At 42.3% G+C, this 19076-nt stretch carries 12 protein-coding genes; 9 read left to right on the top strand and 3 right to left on the bottom strand.

The genetic code is table 11. The features are described 5' to 3' along the window. Positions 1 to 3 precede the first annotated feature (3 nt). Together FW774_RS02825 and FW774_RS02820 are read left to right on the top strand one after the other, a co-directional pair. Positions 4 to 927, top strand: a complete 924-nt coding sequence (locus FW774_RS02825; protein ID WP_149346630.1) for an N-acetyl-alpha-D-glucosaminyl L-malate synthase BshA — start codon at positions 4 to 6, stop codon at positions 925 to 927. Between the two features lie 10 nt (positions 928 to 937). After that, the gene (locus tag FW774_RS02820) at positions 938 to 1615 is read left to right on the top strand and encodes an FkbM family methyltransferase (protein ID WP_149346629.1); all 678 of its coding nucleotides are present in this window, start codon (positions 938 to 940) and stop codon (positions 1613 to 1615) included. A gap of 179 nt (positions 1616 to 1794) precedes the next feature. Here FW774_RS02820 and FW774_RS02815 read toward each other — a convergent pair whose 3' ends face one another. Together FW774_RS02815 and FW774_RS02810 are read right to left on the bottom strand one after the other, a co-directional pair. Beyond that, entirely contained in the window at positions 1795 to 2616 is an 822-nt protein-coding gene (locus tag FW774_RS02815; RefSeq protein WP_149346628.1) for a class I SAM-dependent methyltransferase, read from the bottom strand. A 395-nt stretch (positions 2617 to 3011) separates the two neighbouring features. Further along, entirely contained in the window at positions 3012 to 5909 is a 2898-nt protein-coding gene (locus FW774_RS02810) for a triple tyrosine motif-containing protein (protein WP_149346627.1), read from the bottom strand. Between the two features lie 735 nt (positions 5910 to 6644). On the opposite strand from FW774_RS02810, the gene FW774_RS02805 reads away from it, so the two are divergent. The 6 genes from FW774_RS02805 (at position 6645) to FW774_RS02780 (ending at position 15954) form a co-directional block, all read left to right on the top strand. After that, the gene (locus FW774_RS02805) at positions 6645 to 9752 is read left to right on the top strand and encodes a SusC/RagA family TonB-linked outer membrane protein (protein ID WP_149346626.1); all 3108 of its coding nucleotides are present in this window, start codon (positions 6645 to 6647) and stop codon (positions 9750 to 9752) included. A gap of 13 nt (positions 9753 to 9765) precedes the next feature. Then, a complete protein-coding gene (locus tag FW774_RS02800) occupies positions 9766 to 11349 on the top strand; it encodes a RagB/SusD family nutrient uptake outer membrane protein (RefSeq protein ID WP_149346625.1) in 1584 nt (527 codons plus the stop codon). Between the two features lie 48 nt (positions 11350 to 11397). Beyond that, complete coding sequence (locus tag FW774_RS02795; RefSeq protein ID WP_149346624.1) at positions 11398 to 12177, top strand: hypothetical protein; 780 nt, start codon at positions 11398 to 11400, stop codon at positions 12175 to 12177. Between the two features lie 69 nt (positions 12178 to 12246). Next, positions 12247 to 13098, top strand: coding sequence for a family 16 glycosylhydrolase (locus tag FW774_RS02790; protein WP_149346623.1), 852 nt, complete (start codon positions 12247 to 12249; stop codon positions 13096 to 13098). 2 nt (positions 13099 to 13100) lie between these two features. Further along, positions 13101 to 14018 (top strand): family 16 glycosylhydrolase, encoded by a 918-nt coding sequence (locus tag FW774_RS02785; RefSeq protein ID WP_149346622.1) that lies wholly within the window; start codon positions 13101 to 13103, stop codon positions 14016 to 14018. 364 nt (positions 14019 to 14382) lie between these two features. Beyond that, positions 14383 to 15954: an Ig-like domain-containing protein gene (locus FW774_RS02780; protein ID WP_149346621.1), complete on the top strand. Its 1572-nt coding sequence runs from the start codon at positions 14383 to 14385 to the stop codon at positions 15952 to 15954. 354 nt (positions 15955 to 16308) lie between these two features. Here the strand turns inward: FW774_RS02780 and FW774_RS02775 are convergent, their stop codons facing one another. After that, on the bottom strand, positions 16309 to 18027 hold the full coding sequence (locus FW774_RS02775; protein ID WP_149346620.1) for a glycoside hydrolase family 3 protein: 1719 nt from the start codon (positions 18025 to 18027) through the stop codon (positions 16309 to 16311). A 98-nt stretch (positions 18028 to 18125) separates the two neighbouring features. Here FW774_RS02775 and FW774_RS02770 point away from each other — a divergent pair, with 98 nt between their 5' ends. Further along, entirely contained in the window at positions 18126 to 18947 is an 822-nt protein-coding gene (locus FW774_RS02770) for a hypothetical protein (protein WP_149346619.1), read from the top strand. The last annotated feature ends 129 nt before the right edge of the window (positions 18948 to 19076 follow it).

The raw sequence follows: 19076 nt of genomic DNA, 5'->3' as shown, positions 1-19076 counted from the left end.
ACCATGCTGTATCAAACCCGTTCAGCAGTTTTATTTATTATTTACAAACGCCCTGATACATCGGCCAGGGTATTTGAAAAAATACGTGAGGCTAAACCGCCCAGGCTATATGTTGCTGCCGATGGCCCCAAACCCGACCGTGAAAATGAATCGCTGTTATGCAAAGCCACCAGGGAGCTCATACAGGTTGACTGGCCCTGCGAGGTTAAAATACTTTACAGAGATTCTAATATGGGGTGTAAGTATGGCGTATCATCGGCAGTTACCTGGTTTTTTGAGCATGAAAATGAAGGCATTATACTGGAAGACGATTGCCTGCCGGGCAATGATTTCTTCAGGTTCTGCGACCTGATGCTTGAACGTTACAGGCACGATACACGCATCAGGCACATAGCGGGCTGTAATTTACATTACGGAAAAAAATGGGGTAACGCAACCTATTACTTTTCAAATAATGTGCATGTTTGGGGATGGGCCGCGTGGAGAAGGGTTTGGCAACAATATGATGTGGAGCTGAATCAATATCATGAAAGCGAAGTTGAAGAGCAATTCAGCAAAATATTTAATGACCTTGTTCTCGTTGAAGGCTGGTGCGATATTTTTCACCGGTTAAAACAAGGAATGATAGATACCTGGGACTACCAGGTTGGCATCAGCAATTTTTTCAATAACGGCTTATGCATTATTCCCAATTACAATCTTGTATCGAATATTGGCTTTAGAGCCGATGGTACGCATACTTTTGCAAGCGATGATCCGAACGCTAACCTTCCTCTTGAACCTTTGCCCCATTCCATTGAACATCCCAGGTATATTTTACCCGAAAAACAAGCCGATGTGATTTTGCTTCATAGGGATTTTGGCGCCGGATCCAAAAAGAAAGGAAAACTAAAGTACAGGATAAAGCGACTGCTAAAACTAAGATAAAATTATAGTCATGGGACTAAGAACACTATTAGGCTTAAAGAAAAAGCCAGAGCCGGATTATTTGAATGAATCATATTCCCAGGAAGGGGAAGATGGTATCTTAGGCCGGTTTTTTGAAGGCCGGCAGAAAGGTTACTTTATTGATATCGGGGCGCATCATCCCAAACGGTTCTCCAACACCTATAAATTTTATAAAATGGGCTGGCGTGGTATAAATATAGATGCAATGCCAGGCAGCATGGAACTTTTTAAGCGGATAAGGCCCGAGGATATCAATCTCGAAATACCGGTTTCTGACCACACCGAGACCGTTACCTTCTATATATTTAATGAGCCGGCTTTAAACACATTTATCCCCGAAATAGCTCATGAACGGGATGGAGAAAAAGGCTATAGAATAGAAAAGACCATAGAAGTACAAACCCGCGGCCTGCAGGATATACTTAATGAATACCTGCCCGGGAACCAGTCTGTAGATTTTTTAACAATTGATGCCGAAGGTTATGATTTCCGCATATTACAATCTAATAATTGGGATAAAATTCGCCCAACCCTGGTGCTTGTAGAGAGTGAACTGGATTTTGAAGCGTTTTTTAAATCTGATCTGTATGCCTATATGCTAAAACAAAATTATGAGTTTTATGCCAAAACATGCAGAACGTACTTTTTAAAGAATATAGATTCTTAACGGGTAAGAACATATTTAAATTTCACGAAATGATGTTCTTATTGCTGCTGGTGGGGACACCAGCAGCGGCTGAGGCCGGGGCTGACCACATATATAAAATTAAACATGTTCTAAAGCTGTTGTTTCTTTTCAAAGATCAGATCAGCCTTAGCTTCTAACCGGACAGAAATTACTAACTGTTAGTGCTGGTTTATTTTATCTTTAATGTATTGCCAATCGCTTTGGAGCAGACCCTCTAATGGAGGATATTTTTTCAGCTCATAATTATGAACCATCCGGCGCATCTTTCTGATAAAAAAGGGAGCTCTTTTTTCTTTGAATGGATTCACAGCAAATTTTCTTTTTGAAAATAAATGCGTACTAACACCATCTGAATAAAAGTTATAGCCAAACTTCTTTGAAAGAAACTCTAACGAATTACGATTAAAGAAGGAGATATGCTGTCCCGTTTCAGGGGAAAGATACCACCAGTGGTTTATACCCTTAACCGTAGTTTCAGGCTGGAGTTCTGTTGAAAAAAGAACATTATCCGAATATGAAAACAGCCGGCTTATCTCATCTTTAGGGTTAACCATGTGTTCAAACACTTCAAATGCGGTTAGCACTTCAAACTTTGGACTTTGCTCTTTGATATCCGCCAGATCAAAATTTTCGGCAAAAAGATTCTGGCAATATATATCAGTATGATAAAAATTAAAGCCTTTATCACGCATTAATCTGGTAAATAACCCATACCCCCCGGCATAATCAAGAAACCTTCCATGAACATTAAAATTATCCATCAGTATTTTTACCGTTTTATCCCTGAGCAACTCATTTCGGTAAGGTAATCCAATATCAAGTTTAGTAATTGCTGATGAGTAGGCTTCTTGTAACCAGTATGGCTCCTCGGTTTGAATAAATCCTGTTTCGATACACTGGTAGTATTTCACCTCGTATTTATTCAATATTTTGGCTGCAAATAAAAGGACTGTTTCTCCTCCGGTTATTTTACTTTTCATTTATTTTAGTAGTATTCTTATCAAATTAATTGTAACAAAAATCGCTTCCTTATGGCTATCCAGCCTGTTTTGTCCGGATTAAAGCTGTTTAAACCTTCTTAAAGGTAAACAATTGTACATATAAAATATGAAGCTGTTTAAACTTGAAAAAAATAAACTGCAAAACTGGCTTAAGTTTCAGCCGGGCAATTGGGCCATCAGGCTAACTTAAGTCTTAAAATAAATGAAAAAGTTTTAGAGCTTTTGTTGTGCTTGCGGCGTTGCAAACGCCGGATAATGATGCACTCGTTTTGCAAACGAGCGCAAGCTGATTCAGGATACGGGACTCGACTTTTAACTTAACACCTCGATGCTTTTCAGCATTCTTAGCGTAGGTCAATTCCAGGCAAACCCCGTTACTTCTGGCTGGTCACCTGTATCAGGTAATCAAATAAATTGGTATCTGACGATACCTGTAATTTCTTCCTCAACCGGTAGCGGCTTACTTCAACAGCACGAATGGTAATGCTCATCAGCTGTGCTATTTCTTTAGATGATAAATTCATTTTCAGGTAGGCACACAGCTTAAGGTCATTAGGACTCAGGTTAGGGAATTTTTCTTTCAGTGTACTTAAAAAGTTGGAATGTACATGGTCAAAATGCACCGCAAATTGTTCCCAATCGGCATCTCTCCGTTCCGCGTCATTCAGTAAGCGTAACACTTTTTTCAAATCTTCCGAATGATGCTCTACGGCATCCAGCTTCACTAAAGGCAGCAATACTTCTTTTATTTTCAATAAAAGCTTATTCTTCTGCACCAGGTGCATGCTGGTAGTCGCCAGCTCCTTTTGCTTATAGCTGATCTCGGCTTCAAGCTTTTCGTTCTTTAACTTGACAATTTCTTTTTCATTGTGCTCAATTTCGAGCTGATGAACGTGTTTAAGATACGCCTGCGCTTTTTCATGCTTTTTCTTTTGCCGCCGTATCAGCAGGTAAACCAGACCGATCAATACTATAACGTAAAGCGCATAGATCCAGACCGTTTCATACCACGCAGGCTTAATGTAAAACGAATAGGAAATAACCGGCGATTCGTTCCTTAAATTATTGCGGGCTTTAACCTTAAAGGTGTAATTACCGTAAGGCAGATTGGTATAATCTTTCTCACTCTTAGCGCTCCATGCCGACCATTCCTTGTCAAATCCGCTAAGCTGGTAGCTAAACTCAATATTGTTTTGCTGCTCGTACAGGGTTGATGAATATTCAAAATGCAGCGAATTGAGATTTTTTGTTAATTCTACCTTTTGGTTTTTATCCTGTGCAGCCTCAATACGGTTGTTTTTCAAAAAATATCCGCCGTAAATCACACTATCCTGCTTACCCGTAGCCTTTACCAACGATAGCATAACATCAATAGGTTTCAGGTTTTGTATGTACTTTTTATAATTAATGTGAATGAGCCCTTTATTGGCGCCAATAAAAATATTCTCGGCATCGTACGGATAGATATTTTCAAATCCTGCAACCACCTGCGAGTTCAATTCCGGGAAATGAACAATAGTGTAGGCACTATCTTCCGAAGGATTATTAAAATCAACCAGGCCAACTTTTTTAAAGCTGATGAACCAGATATTACCATCTTTATCCTCTTTCAGGTAATGATAAACGTTCTTTTTTAAAATTGGTGTAAGAAATGCCGATGGAATGAACCGGTCTGATCTGGCATCGTATTCATAAATACCCTGTGTAGTTGCCGCAACAATTTTGCCCCTGATCTTGGCAATGCAATTACCTAACGCCGATGGCAAGCCATTTTTTTCGGTATATAATTTTATCTCGCTGATGCTTTTCAGATCCGGCGAAAGCCTTAACCTGTAAATGCCCCTGTACGGGTGCGAAGCCCAGATCACACCGTTATCAATGAGCAGAAACCGCAGCGATTCATTATTAAGCCCTGTAATATGTCCCCGGTTGATGAACTGGTTATTCTGAAATGTTATCAGTTGCAGCCCTCCGTACGTACCTGCTATAATATGCTGTGTGGGGTAAGAAGAAAGCGGGTTAAACAGCCACGTTCCCGGCGATGAATATAGCTGCTTAGCCTGACCGCCGTCTATCACATAAGCCCCGTCTTCGTGCCCAACAAGTACATGCCGGTTGATCTCCCGGAGGCTCCAAACCTGTCCCGCAGTATTGGCAAATTCATTAAAAGGATTTTTAGAATAGCTTAGATCTTTGTTATTAGCTTGCAGCGCAGTATAAAATACACCGTTAGACGTACCAATGTATAATACATTATTGTATATCAGCGTGGCATAGCTGCTGGTTTGCTTATCCTTATCGGGATAGATATACTTGATAGCATTGTTAAACGCGATGAAGTTAATACCATCGTCAAGACCAAGCCACAGATTCTTATTACGATCTATAAAAATGCTGCGCAGGTTATTTTTGTATAAGCCTTCAGCCGATGAAAACTGTTGTACAATGCGTCCTGCCTTATCGATAATATAACATCCTCCTGATGAGGTAGCCACAGCATACCAGTCGTTACTTACCTGTATGGCCTTGTATAAACGATACCTGCTAAAACTCGCATCGTACGGGCTGGTTTTTTTTGCAAAGAAGTTTTTACCCAACAAAAACAACCCGTTTTTTAGGGTAGTAACCAAAAGTGTATCGCCCTGGTAGGGTAGAATGGCAGTGATATAATCTTTAAGTTTCGAAGCGGTTACAACAGGCTGCCATGCACCATCCTGGAACGTCAGTAGTCCTTTGCCACTGTCCTGGGCATAAAGAACTCCATTCACCTGGCCCATAAACTCCCAGGTACGTTGCGGCTTGTAGACCTTAATTACGCCGTCTCTCAGGTAAAATATTTTATTGGTGGTTCTGAAGAATAGTTCATCCTTTAATGCCACAATATCCCACAGATCAGAGAACTGGCGCTCCGGTTCGGGAATAAGATTACGTATGGAATGAAACTTTAATACACCATTTTTATCCGGGAAAAAATAACCGATCTCATCCTGCGCCCCTACATAGATCTTACCATCGCGGCTTACTTTTAGCGAGCGCACAATTGTTTTATGAGGCAACGGGTACAGATTCCAGTGCCGGCCATCAAAAGTTAGCAGCCCTTCGTTATTTGCAAAATATAAAATGCCGTTTTTATCCTGATCAATATCCCAATTCTGCGTACCACCTCTATAATCCAGGCTTCCATAAGTATTTATTTGTGGAATCCCGATGGGATTTTGTGCCTGCAGACTTTTAACACAACAAATTATAATTAGTAAGTATAAATACCTCATTCAGATTTTATTGGTTAATTGATAAAGCAATTTAGTAATTATTCAAAATAAACACATCACTTAGAACATGTTTAAATTTCATAGATGTAGTAATTGTGGATGGACGGTGAAGACACCATCCAGGGCTTCAACCGCTGCTGGTGTCCCCACCAGCAGCAATAAAACCATTGTTTCATGAAATTTAAACATGCTCTTATTTGCACGTAAAAGCATGCTCCTTAAACAAGGGGCTGACCAAAAAGTCAGAAAGCTGCGTCATTTCGACGACCTTAGAAGGAGACCACGAAGCAGCTGCGAAGCAAAATCTTCTTCCTAAGCACTTCTGGCGGAGATCCCTCTCCCAATCCCGTATGTACGGGAGGGATCGGGATGACGGGAGCTTTTTAGTCAGCCCCAAATATTGCGATTTATATTCAGCAAACAACTTTGTTTTACTGTGTAGTAGTATTGTAGTACCTTAAAAGTGCATTTAAGCGCACATAATCCGCAATGTATGGGTAATATTGTAGTAGTAAATTACAACGCCTGTATAATTTGTATTTACCTTTGAAAATGCAATCCTGATGTATTTCGGGATACAACCTGATAACCAATTAATTAATATTAAACTTATATGGAAGGAAAAACTACATTCATTCATTGTTTTCAGTTGATGCCATTTGCATTAACAAATGCCTGCTACACACAGCAAGAAAAACCCGCATATTCTGATTTCACGCTTTAATTTCATTATAGATGAAAAAAATAACTTTATTAGTTTCAGGCTTGTTCCTGCTGCAGACCGCCATAGCCCAACAGCTACATATAGCAGGCTCAGTAACGGCATCTGATGATAAGCAGCCCTTATCGGGAGTAAGTGTTAAAGTGAAAGGTTCTGCCCAGGGTACTGTAACCGACATCAACGGTAAATACACCATCCCGGTTAAACAAGGCAGGACACTGGTATTTTCGTCGGTAGGCTTCAAGGAACAGGAAAAAACCATCCATACAGAGGGAATTATTAACATTGTTTTAGAGCCCGATATCCAGATGCTGGATCAGGTGATAGCTATTGGATACGGCACTATGAAAAAAAGCGACGTAACCGGTGCTGTAACCTCTATAAAGGCAGAGCAATTACAGCGAACACCCGCGGCAGGCCTGGATCAGGCGTTGCAGGGGAGGGCTGCCGGTGTAACTGTTAATGCAAATTCCGGACAACCGGGGGCTCCGGCAGTAGTTCGTATACGCGGAATAGGTACCGTAAATGATAGCTCGCCTATTTACGTAGTTGATGGTATCATTTTAAGCGATATTTCTTTTTTGAGCCCTAACGATATTGAATCAACAGAAATTTTAAAAGATGCATCGGCTACAGCTATCTATGGCTCACGCGGAGCCAATGGCGTTATCCTGGTTACAACCAAGAAAGGAAAAACCGGTAAAGCAACTATTTCTGTAGATGCCTATACCGGGATTCAGAACCGGTGGAATAAGCTGGAGCTGATGAAAAGCAAAGAGTTCGCCAAAACTATTATCGACTTAAACCGCGTACAATCTCAAATAGACTATTACAATCAATACGGGTTCAACCGTTGGCTAAATGCATATCGCTTAGGCAGTTCACCATATTACCCGCTTATAAAATCCTCATCAAACCCGGATGGGTTAAACTATGCAGGCATTGAAACCGACTGGCAGGATGAAGTATTTAACCCAAATGCACTCATCCAAAACTACTACCTTTCAGTTGATGGCGGTAACGACAAAAGCAGCTACTCCTTCAGCAGCAGTTATTTTAATCAGCAGGGAACTATTATCGGATCAAACTATAACCGGTTAACCATACGCTTTAATTCAGCGCACCAGGTTAAGAACTGGCTTAAAGTAGGGCAAAATCTATCGTTTGTTCCATCATACGGTCGCAACGCCATGAATAATAATGCCAGTCCCGGCGCCTCCATCTTATCGGCAGCTTTAGCTATGGCGCCCTGGGATCCCACACATTATCCCGCCGGCTCCAGAAACCTGAATGGAAAAGATTTAAGCGGACAAATCAGCGCCTCATCAAACTTCAAAAATGTTACCAATCCATTCTCTATGGTTGAGCATTCGCATCCGTCAGATAAAAATGAGCGGCTTATCGGCGATGCGTTTGTTGAGATCACCCCGATAAAAGGCCTGTTATTTCGCTCAGATGTTAGTCTCGACCTTTCCAACTCGCGAAACAGGCTATTCAAAGATGCTTATCAATATTCTGATTACGACCAGTCTACCAAGAATTTCCTGTCAAGCAGCATGACCAGAAATTCAACATTACGGTTTGAAAATACGCTAACCTATACCAGGGATATTGGTAAGCATAGCTTCTCTGTAATGGGTGGACAAACTACCGAAGAATACAATTATTACACTATCGGCGGTTCGGGAGCATCTATTCTCAATCCTGAAAGCACAAACTGGTACTTATCGCAAACTACCGAAGACAGAACCTATTCTTCTGATGGTGTGGCACGCACCCGGATGTTCTCTTTATTAGGAAGACTTCACTATTCCTATAACAATCGTTATCTGGCTACCTTTAACTTCAGGGCCGATGCGTCAAGCAAATTTCCTGAAAACCTTTGGGGATACTTTCCATCAACAGCCCTGGCATGGCGGATAAGCGATGAAAGCTGGATGAAGAACATACCGGTTATTGATTACCTGAAGCTGCGTGTTGGCTGGGGACAAATCGGTAATGAAAAAATCGGTTCGGATAATTTCACCCTTAAAATGTTTAATACCGGCCCTACTTTTGTAGATTATGTACTGGGCAGTGACCAGCAATTAGCCAATGGAGCTACGATATTAACCTATGTAAATAAAGGCGGCCGGTGGGAACGAACAGAGCAGCTGGATGCGGGAATAGATTTTGGCCTGTTTAAAAGTAAGTTTTCCGGAACCATTGATCTGTTCCAGCGGGATACCAAAGATATGTTGCTCTCCGTAAAGGCTCCCGCGTATGTAGGAAACCGTTATGATGCCATTGCAAACGTAGGTACGGTGCGCAATAAGGGTATTGAGCTTACCCTGACTTATCAGAACAAAGCAACCTTAGGCACAAAGCTGCTTAATTATGCCATAACCGGAAATGCATCGGTTATCAAGAATGAGCTTACCGCGTTAAACGGCGGACAAAAAATTTACGGCACATACACCCTAAGCGATCAGGGCTTACCTCTATTTTCCCTTTGGGGATATGAATACGAAGGCATTTACAAAACCGACCAGGAAGCATTAGCCTATTTGTACGGTTATGATGCCAGTTCAATATCCTATCATGCCGGCGATGCCAAATACAAAGACCTGAACGGCGATGGCAAAATAGACGATGCCGATAAAACCAAGATCGGAAATCCGTTTCCCTGGCTAACGTATGGCTTAAATCTGAGCGCCGACTGGAACCGGTTCGACGTACAGGTATTTTTCCAGGGCGTGTATGGAAATCAACTCTTTAACGCCGTGCGTATGCGTACCGAAGGAACCGGCCTGGAAGCAACCCTAAGCACCAGCATGCGAAATGCCTGGACACCAGACAATTCCGGAGGCGATATTCCAAATCCGTACAGTTCTGTAAATCAGTTTGCATCCACCCGGTTTGTAGAAAGCGGTGCTTACCTGCGGCTTAAAAATGTACAGATCGGGTATACGTTACCGGCTTCTATAAAAGGAATAAACCGGTGCCGGATTTACCTGGCCGCAAGCAACCTGCTAACCTTTACCAAATATACCGGTTATGACCCCGAAATAGGCAGCGGAGTAGATTTTGGCAACTACCCGCAGGCCAGAACTGTGATGTTGGGTGCAAATATTAACTTCTGAAAAATCAGTTATCATGAAAAATAACATATCCAAAAAAATATTCGTCGTTTTACTGTTCACAGGATCACTCACGCTGGTGTCCTGTAAAAAATGGCTTCTCTCACCTTCACCAGGCGTTACTAAGCTTGACGATTTCTTTTCATCCGGCGAAACCGCCATACAATCTGTAAATGCCGCTTATGCGCCTTTAGGCTGGGAATACAATACCACCTATTTCAGCGAATGGTTCATTGGCGATGTGGTTTCTGACGATGCCCTGAAAGGCGGCCAGGATGTTAGCGATATGGCGGCTGTGTACGACATGGAAAATTTTAAAACCCAGTCTAATAACGTCTTTCTGTTAGATTTTTACCGGGCGCAATACCAGGGCATAGCCCGGTGTAACCTCGCCTTACAGGAAATTCCAAAAGTATCGCCTGACGCAACGATGGATCAGCGGCTTAAAGATCGGTTAATTGGTGAAGCCAAATTTCTGCGGGCATATTATTATTTACGCTTAGTGCGGGTATTTGGCGGTGTGCCAAAAGTAGATTTTGTGATAGAAAGCTCCAATCAATGGAAACAACCTATAGCGCCAGTTTCCGAAATTTATGATTTCATTATCAGCGACTTAAAAGATGCGGCCGGTAAATTATGGCGCAAAAGCGAATACCCCGCAACAGATCTTGGGCGGGCAACGTCAGGTGCAGCCCAATCACTGCTGCTAAACGTATATCTCACCGTTCACAACTATACTGAAGCCGAAAAGTGGGGTCAGGAGATTGTGAAACAGGCCGAAGATCAGGGCGAATATCACCTGGTAACCAATTACAAAGACAACTTCACATTGAGTGGTGAGAACGGACCTGAATCCATTTTTGAGATACAATATATGGAAGACCCCACCAGTGATTATGGCGAAGGTTTCGGATTTACCAGAGGGACATTCAGTGTTATTTTAACCCGTTCACGCTCGTCAAAGCTTGGAGGCGGATGGGGTTTTAATAAGCCTACACAAAACTTATATAATGAATATGAAACCGGTGACCCAAGAAGAGACGTTACCATATTAAACCCTACATCTGATCAGATTGAAACGCCTGCACAGGAAATTTACTTAGGAGACCGGTATCTCAACAGGAAATATGCCATGATGGAAGATGGCCCCGGTAACACGCTATACTCATTAACACATCCCAGCCGCGGGCCCATTAACAATAAAGTGATACGTTATGCCGATGCCCTGCTGATGTATGCTGAGGCTTGTTGCGAAAACAATAACCTGACAAAGGCAAAATGGGCATTAGAGCAAGTGCGCAACCGGGCCCGTAATGGCAACACCGCCATATTGCCCGAGTTTCCCAACTATAGAGGCTACAGCGATAATCAGAACGACCTGCGCCAGGCTATACGCCATGAGCGCCGGGTTGAGCTGGCAATGGAAGGACATCGCTGGTTTGATATATGCCGCTGGGGCGTAGCCAAAGAAATTATGGATGCTTATAAAGCAACAGAAACACCTGAGGTACAGCAGCATATAGCAACCTTTATTAAGGGCAAAAGTGAATTATTCCCCATTCCTGAAGAAGAAATTAATCTCGGCGATTTAGGACAGTAAATAAATCAAATCAATTAAAAAATAAAAACTAATCAAAAAAGCAAAATCATGAAAAAGCAAACATTATTATTACTATTTGTAGGGATACTATTCGTAGGATTTACTACATCTTGTTCAAAAAAGAGCAACGAAGGTCCGAAGCAGGAAGACAACAACGGCGATGGCGACGGCGATGATAATGGTAACACTAACGTAACCGCCTATTTGCAGGGAAGCAATTATTACCTGTTATCAATGGACTCAGAAACCGAAGCAAAGATTAGTAGCAAAGTAGTTAAAGATTACCGACCGAACGACAGTAATCTATTTCTGTATGTATGGGAGAATACCTATTCAGCAGGCACCCCAAGTGGCCCGAACTCATTTGGTGCAGTGGCCCCATGGACCAGTTTGGTGGTAGCAGCGCCTGCTGGCTGGTCAGGGTTTGGTATTTCTCCGGATGTTGATGGTCATCCGGGAGGCGCACAATTAGATCTTAGCGGTGTGGGTAACGATTACGTATTACACTTGGCTATGAAAAGCAAAGATAACGCTACCCATGTGGTTGCCTTGTGGGATGCCAGCGGAACAGACTATAGAGTAGCTATAGGGCCAGCCGCATTTAACGATGCAGGTGCTGGTAGAATAACTCCTGCTTATACAGATTTTACCCGTGACGGCGAATGGCACCATATTGAAATCCCGATTTCTGAATTTACTAAACAGGGATTGATATACCGCCCGGGTAATCCTATTACAACTGGAAATGTGTTCTCTATGCTTAGCGGCGGGGTAGCAGGCAAAACCCTTGACATAGATGGAGTATTTATTTATAAGCCTAAAAAATAGGGTTATTATACCAGTTAATAGATAAGGTGTACAAAAGTATACCTTATCTATTCTAAAAATTATAAAGCGATGGATATATTAAAAGCCAGGTGTTTCTCAATTGCAGCCATTTCTTATTCCCTGCTATTCTTTGGGTGCGGCAAGTCAGAGAACTCAAAGCCCAAAGACACAGATAAGGAAAAAAAATATGAGCTGATTTGGTCTGACGAATTTGACGGCACCAAATTAGATACCGATAAATGGAATTATGAGACCGGTACCGGGTTTGGCAACCAGGAAAAACAGTATTGTACCGACAGGGAGAAGAACGTTAAAGTAGAGGATGGAAATCTTGTTATCACTGCTTATAAAGAAGATTACAATAACTGTTCATATACATCGGCAAGGATAAACTCCAAGAAAAAGGGCTTTTTGAAATACGGAAAGATAGAAGCCCGTATCAGCTTACCTTCCGGTAAAGGAACGTGGCCGGCTTTCTGGATGCTTCCCGAAGTGGGATATTGGCCAACGTATGGCGAGATTGATATTATGGAGCATGTCGGCTCAGATCCTACCATGATCTCACATGCGGTGCACACCGCACAAAAAAACGGCTCGAACGGACAGAACTGGCAGAATAAGCAATATCCCGGAGTAGTTGAGGGAGAGTTTCACACGTATGCTATAGAATGGTTAAATGATTATGATGATGGCGACGACTGCATCATCTTTTACATAGATGATAAAGAGAGTACCCGGTTATATCAACCCCATAATATTAACGACTTAGCGGTTTGGCCATTTACAGCCGATTTTTATGTGATACTTAATCTTTCAATAGGTGGCACCTGGGGAGGGCAAATCGATGATTCAATATTCAATAATCCCGCTAAGCCGGTACAAATGAAAGTGGACTACGTACGCCTGTATCAAAAGAAATAATAATGAAAAAGATAATTATAAAAAGCATATTAACGCTGTTATTCATTGCTCCTTTTTTAGCATGTAAAAACAGGGAGTCGGATATAAAGCAGCCGCCCGATAATGACACCGAAGCAGAAACAGGTTATAAATTGGTGTGGGAAGATCTCTTTGATGGTTCAACATTAAATAAAAGCAACTGGACTATAGAAGTAAATGGCGATGGCGGAGGCAATAGTGAGCTACAATACTATAAAGAAGATAATATTTCTGTTGGCAAAGAGCCCGAAACAGGTAGCAATTGTTTGATCATTACCGCGAAAAAGGAAAATTATATGGGCAAAAAAGCTACCTCAGGGCGAATAAATACCATAGGAAAATATTCCTTCAAGTATGGTAAGCTTGAGGCCCGTATTAAATTCCCTAAAACGGCAAACGGCTTGTGGCCCGCTTTCTGGATGTTAGGAGCAGATTTTCCACAGGTAGGTTGGCCCAAAAGCGGTGAAGTAGATATTGTAGAGATGGGCAATGATTATGGAATTAAGAACAACTTGCAGGATAAATATTTTAATGGAGCATGCCATTGGGGGCCAAACGCCAACAGTGTTGCAAGTAATGCAAAGCATATTACGGCAAGCTATGGATTACAAGATGGCTTTCATTTATACACACTTATATGGGATGAACAGGCCATTAAGATGTATTTAGATTTAGATAAAAACCCCGAAGCTCTTCCATATTATGAGATGAATATTACCAGTGTTGAAAATGATAAATCGCCCGGAAAGTATTTCAACAAGGAATTTTCTATTCTTTTTAATTTAGCTGTAGGGGGGAATTTCACCCAAATTTGGGATATTAACCAGATTACAGGCCTGGCCGGTGGCGAGGCGAACATGTATGTAGATTATGTAAAAGTTTATCAAAAAAACGCTCAATAGCGCTTCACATGCCAGATAATCGTTTTGCTTCGCCAATAGCCGTGTAGTAAAGGGGTGATAAAATAAAGAAAAAGCACCCATTCATCCTGTAATTTTTGCTCTGTAGAACAGATGCAAACATAGCTTACAACCAGAATTGCCCGGTTAGATGCGAATTTACAGGAGTACTTTTTACCTGCTGTAGTATAAATGTAGTATGGAAAATCTGACTTTTAAACAAATCTCAGGCTTATGTTGCAGTATTGTTGGGGTAAGAAAATCGTCACTATGATTTTTACAAATTACTATTGTACAATGATTTAACTATTATGCATAAGGTAGTAAATCCGCTAATCAATTAAATGTTAACTTAAAACCAAATGTTATGAAAATGAAAACTACAATCATTGCAATTATTTGCACCTTGTTGTACCTGCCTTTTAGCGTTAAGGCCGCAGAAGAACCTGCCTGTAGTGGGAATGGACAAGATGGTGATTACCACTATCAGGTAACGCAGGCTGATGGCAAAACATACATGACTTTCATTCCCGATAAACCGGGAGCGGGAAGCACTACCTTATTATTTTTCTATGGCACTGATCCCGCTGGCGCTACTGGAGCCAACACCCCTACTCCAAATGTGCCGTATGAACTCACTGGCTTGACTGATGGGCAGGTGATATATTTTTATTTTGTTTACAATAATCCCGACGGCCCGGGCAATAAAGACAATAGTGGTAACAGACACTCGTTTATAGTAGGGCAATGCTCTGGTGGTTCAGTCAATATTAAACCCACGGTATCTTTAACATCGCCTGCTGCTTCTGATTCTTTCACCTCACCAGCAACAATAAACATTTCCGCGAACGCCGCCGATGAAGACGGAACAGTTACTAAAGTAGAGTTTTATAATGGGTCTGCTAAAATTGGAGAATCTACCAGTACCGGTAATCCATATACTTTCCAATGGACCAATGTGCAGCCCGGCACGTATTCTATAACTGCTAAAGCAACAGATAACATGCTCGGCTCAACCACGTCAAGTCCTGTTGTAATTACAGTTAATGGAAGTTTTACAACACAATGGTGCGGACAGAGCGCAGGCAATGCCGTACCAACTACCGGCGATGAATTTGAATGGAGGGCAGAAACAGATGGCAGCGGAAATGTTACCGTTACACTTCATGGTATAGGTGCGGCAGCAGGTTGTGATTTTGCTATTGTAAACGGAAATCTAATGACTTACGATACGTCGTCAGGTTATCTTACTGCCACTTTGAATAATCAAACCTCAGGTACTGCTCTTGAACTAAAGTTTACGTACAGACGTGGTTCAGCAACGAACAACACTGGCGAAAATAATAACATTGGTAATCCAGTAACATATACGGTAGGAGATGTGTGTGCAGCTCCCCTGCCTGTAAGCTTAATTGATTTTATCTCAGCTACAGCAAACGGCATAGTAACGTTAAAGTGGTCTACCGCCTCTGAAAGCAATAACAGCTATTTCCTGTTAGAGCGCAGCACCGATGGTAAGGTGTTTAGCACACTGGATAAAATACCTTCAAAAGGAAGCAACAGCACAACCCGACAGGACTACCAGTTCATGGATAGAAATCCGGCTAACGGTACAAATTATTACCGGTTAACGCAGGTAGATAACGATGGAAAAGCTAAAGAGCTGGCTATAAGTACAGCAGACATTTCATTGAGCAATACGCCGCAAAAAATATATCCAAATCCGCTTAAAGGCAACTCATTTAGTATTACGCTCAATAAAAAATTAACCGGTCCGGTAACTATTAGCATCAGCGATCTGTCAGGTGAAGAAATTTACAAAAAAACTGTTCAGGCATTATCAGGTAAGGTACAGGTAGAACTATCAGCAAAACCGGCAACAGGAGTTTATGTAGTAAAAGCTGGCCACAATCAGCCATTTAAGCTATTAGTAGAGTAATTCCGTTGAACGGAGCCGAAATTTTTTCTGTAAAACAGGAACATATTTCGGCTCCGTTTTGATATGAATCAAAGAAGCATAAATCCGGAAGACTACAACTTCTCATCTCTCCACCATCATCCTATCACCATTTCTGCAAAAAACATTGATACTAACCGGAAGCACATTTCTGGCTTAAGTTTCAGCCAAACCATTGAGCAATTGGGGCCTACTTAAGCCTTAAAATAACGAAAAGTTTTAAAACTTTTGCTACGCTTACGGCGTTGCAAACGCCGGAGATTGATGCACTCGTTTTGCAAACGAGTGCAAGCGGGAATATTTATTAAGGTACAAGCAGAAAGACTAAAACTTATCTTATCTCCCTACCACAATTCCATCGCCATTTTTGTAAAAGACATTGATGCTAACCGGAAGCCGGCCATTGGCACCGATTTCACCCTTAATTACTTTGGCCGCGGCTTTCTGCGTTTCATCGCTGTTCTCATAGTTCATTAGCAGGGTTTTGCTTTGCTCAATACCCGGCAGACCTGCAACCGTGTATGGGTTGGCAAAAACACAGGTGATGGTATTCAGCCGGGCTAAATTGGCTATAAAAACTTTTAACGGACTGTTGTAATCTAATGTGCTGCCCGGACGTTTACGGTAATCGTGCACACCTACAATGATCTGATCGTATTTTTTCAGCTCGGCCAGCATTTTAGACATATCAGCAGACGACGCTATTTTAGATAAAATAAAATTGGTTGAATTGGTGAAAGTCCGGGCCAGCTCGCTTTGAAATGTAGTTAAATCGGTAACACCGAGGCTTACCAGGGCGGTACGCTTAGTGTAGTCGATATGTTTAAGCAGGCTGTCGCTGTTTAGTACGGTAACGGCAGCGTCGCTCAGTTGCTGTTTAAGATTTAGCGCCTCGGGTGTATTCAGCTCATTAACCAGGTTGGTTACCGGCAACGCCTTAAAGGTATCAAGCCCGGCCCAGAACTTGGCTACCAATATCTTTCGGGCGCTGGCATTTACCTGATCCCACGTGAGCCGGTTTTCGCGGATGGCTTTACGAACCAGCTTCATGGCACGCTCGCTGTTTTCAGATAATTCGATAACATCATTACCGGCTATAACGGCACGTACATCGGCTTCGCCACCGGGAAAGAATTTAACCACGCCCTTCATTTCCATCGCATCGGAATATACAATGCCTTTAAAGCCAAGCTGCTCTTTTAAGATGCCGGTAACAATAGGCCGCGAAAGTGTCGACGGCAGGTTGGGTGTGTTATCAAGCGCCGAGATATTCATGTGAGCCACCATAACGCCGGACGCACCTTGTTTAACCAGTTCGCGGAAGGGATACATTTCAAGGGAATCCAAACGTTCGCGGTTGAACTTTAATTGAGGCAGGTCATAATGCGAATCCACATCCGTATCGCCGTGTCCGGGAAAGTGTTTCAGGCTAACCAGCAAACCGCCATCCTGCATACCTTTCATGTATGCGCCGCCTTTTGCCGTAACATTATATTTATTATCGCCAAAGGAGCGGTAACCGATCACGGGGTTCTTAGGATTATTGTTGATATCTATATCAGGAGCAAAATTAATGTTCACTCCCACCCGTTTAAACTGGCGGGCTACCTCAAGTCCCATGCGGTAAATCAATTGATTATCCTGTATGGCGCCCAGCGTCATCTGGTATGGAAACGAGATGGTGCTGTCAAGCCGCATACCCAAGCCCCATTCACCATCCTGGGCAATTAAAAGCGGCGTTCTGGATATCGACTGATATTTATTGATCAGCCCGGCCTGACGCACCGGGCCACCCTGGAAGAATACCAGTCCGCCGATGCGCTGTTTAACAATAACATTTGCGATAGAATCTTCATAAGCTTTGCCTTTATCGGTATGCGCCCGCACAAAAAACAGTTGGGCAATACGTCCACGGCGGTGAAGTTTATGAAAAACGGAATCAACCCAATCGTTTTGTTGTGTCAGCAAGTCGGTAAACGGTGTTTTTTGCTGTGCCTGGATAGCTGTAGAAATGCTCATGCCTAACAGCAGGAGCGCAATTTTAATTTTCTGCATAGTCAAACGCAAAGATACTTTTTTCGGCTGTAATCACAGTTAATACTAAATTTGATACTAAATTTGACAACTTTTAAAAAGTTGTCAAATTATACTATATGATAACGGGTAAGCACTTATGTGTATGGTTTCTGTTCCTGGCCGGTACGTGGGCCTGCTTGCAGGCTTTTGCACAAGCTGCTCCGTATCCGGTTCATATAGATGTGCCGGCTGTGCACGTTGCAGCCGATAACCTGGATCAGGTTTACCTGGTAACCGCAAAAGGTGAATTGTTAAAATATAGCCCTTCGGGTAAATTGCTATGGCGATACAGCAATAAAAGCTTTGGCGAAATTACTTCACTTGATGTTACCGACCCGATGCGGATCACCCTATTTTATAGCGGATTGCAGCAATTGGTGGTACTTAACAATACCCTGAGCGAAATTGCCCGCTATAATTTCAGGAAGGATATTAACAAACAGGTTACGCTTGCTGCTACGGCCAACAATAATGGTTACTGGATCTACGATCAGAATAACCGTGAGCTGCATAAGCTAACCAACGATTTTAACGATGACCAGCGCTCGGGAAATATTTACCAGCAAACCGGTATCAATATCTCACCGGATATCCTCCTTGCCAACGACCAGTATGTGTACCTGCACGATGCCCGGCAGGGTGTTCTGCTGTTCGACCGTTTTGGCGCTTATATCAAAACCGTTTTAACAGACAACCTGACGGATTTGCAGGTAAAATATGATTGGTTAATGTACCGGTACGGAAATGTGTGGAAGAGCATGAATACCCAGACTTATGAAAGCAGCAGCGAGAAATTACCTGTAAAGGATGTTAAGCAGGTTGCCGAAGGCAGTAAAATCCGGGTATTTCTAACGGATAGTACAGTGTATGTTTATCCGGCTGAAGATAAATCACGCTGATATATTGCTGGGATTGTTTGGTAGTTGTTTGCAGCCTATACGTGAGAAAAAATCCCACGCCAAGAGTGCCAAGTATAACACGCTAAAAATATCAAGCTTTCTTTGCGAACTCTGCGTAATCCCTTTGCG

This window comes from Pedobacter sp. BS3 (assembly GCF_008274585.1).
Taxonomy (GTDB): domain Bacteria; phylum Bacteroidota; class Bacteroidia; order Sphingobacteriales; family Sphingobacteriaceae; genus Hufsiella_A.
This window is presented reverse-complemented; position numbering and strand designations above follow the sequence as displayed.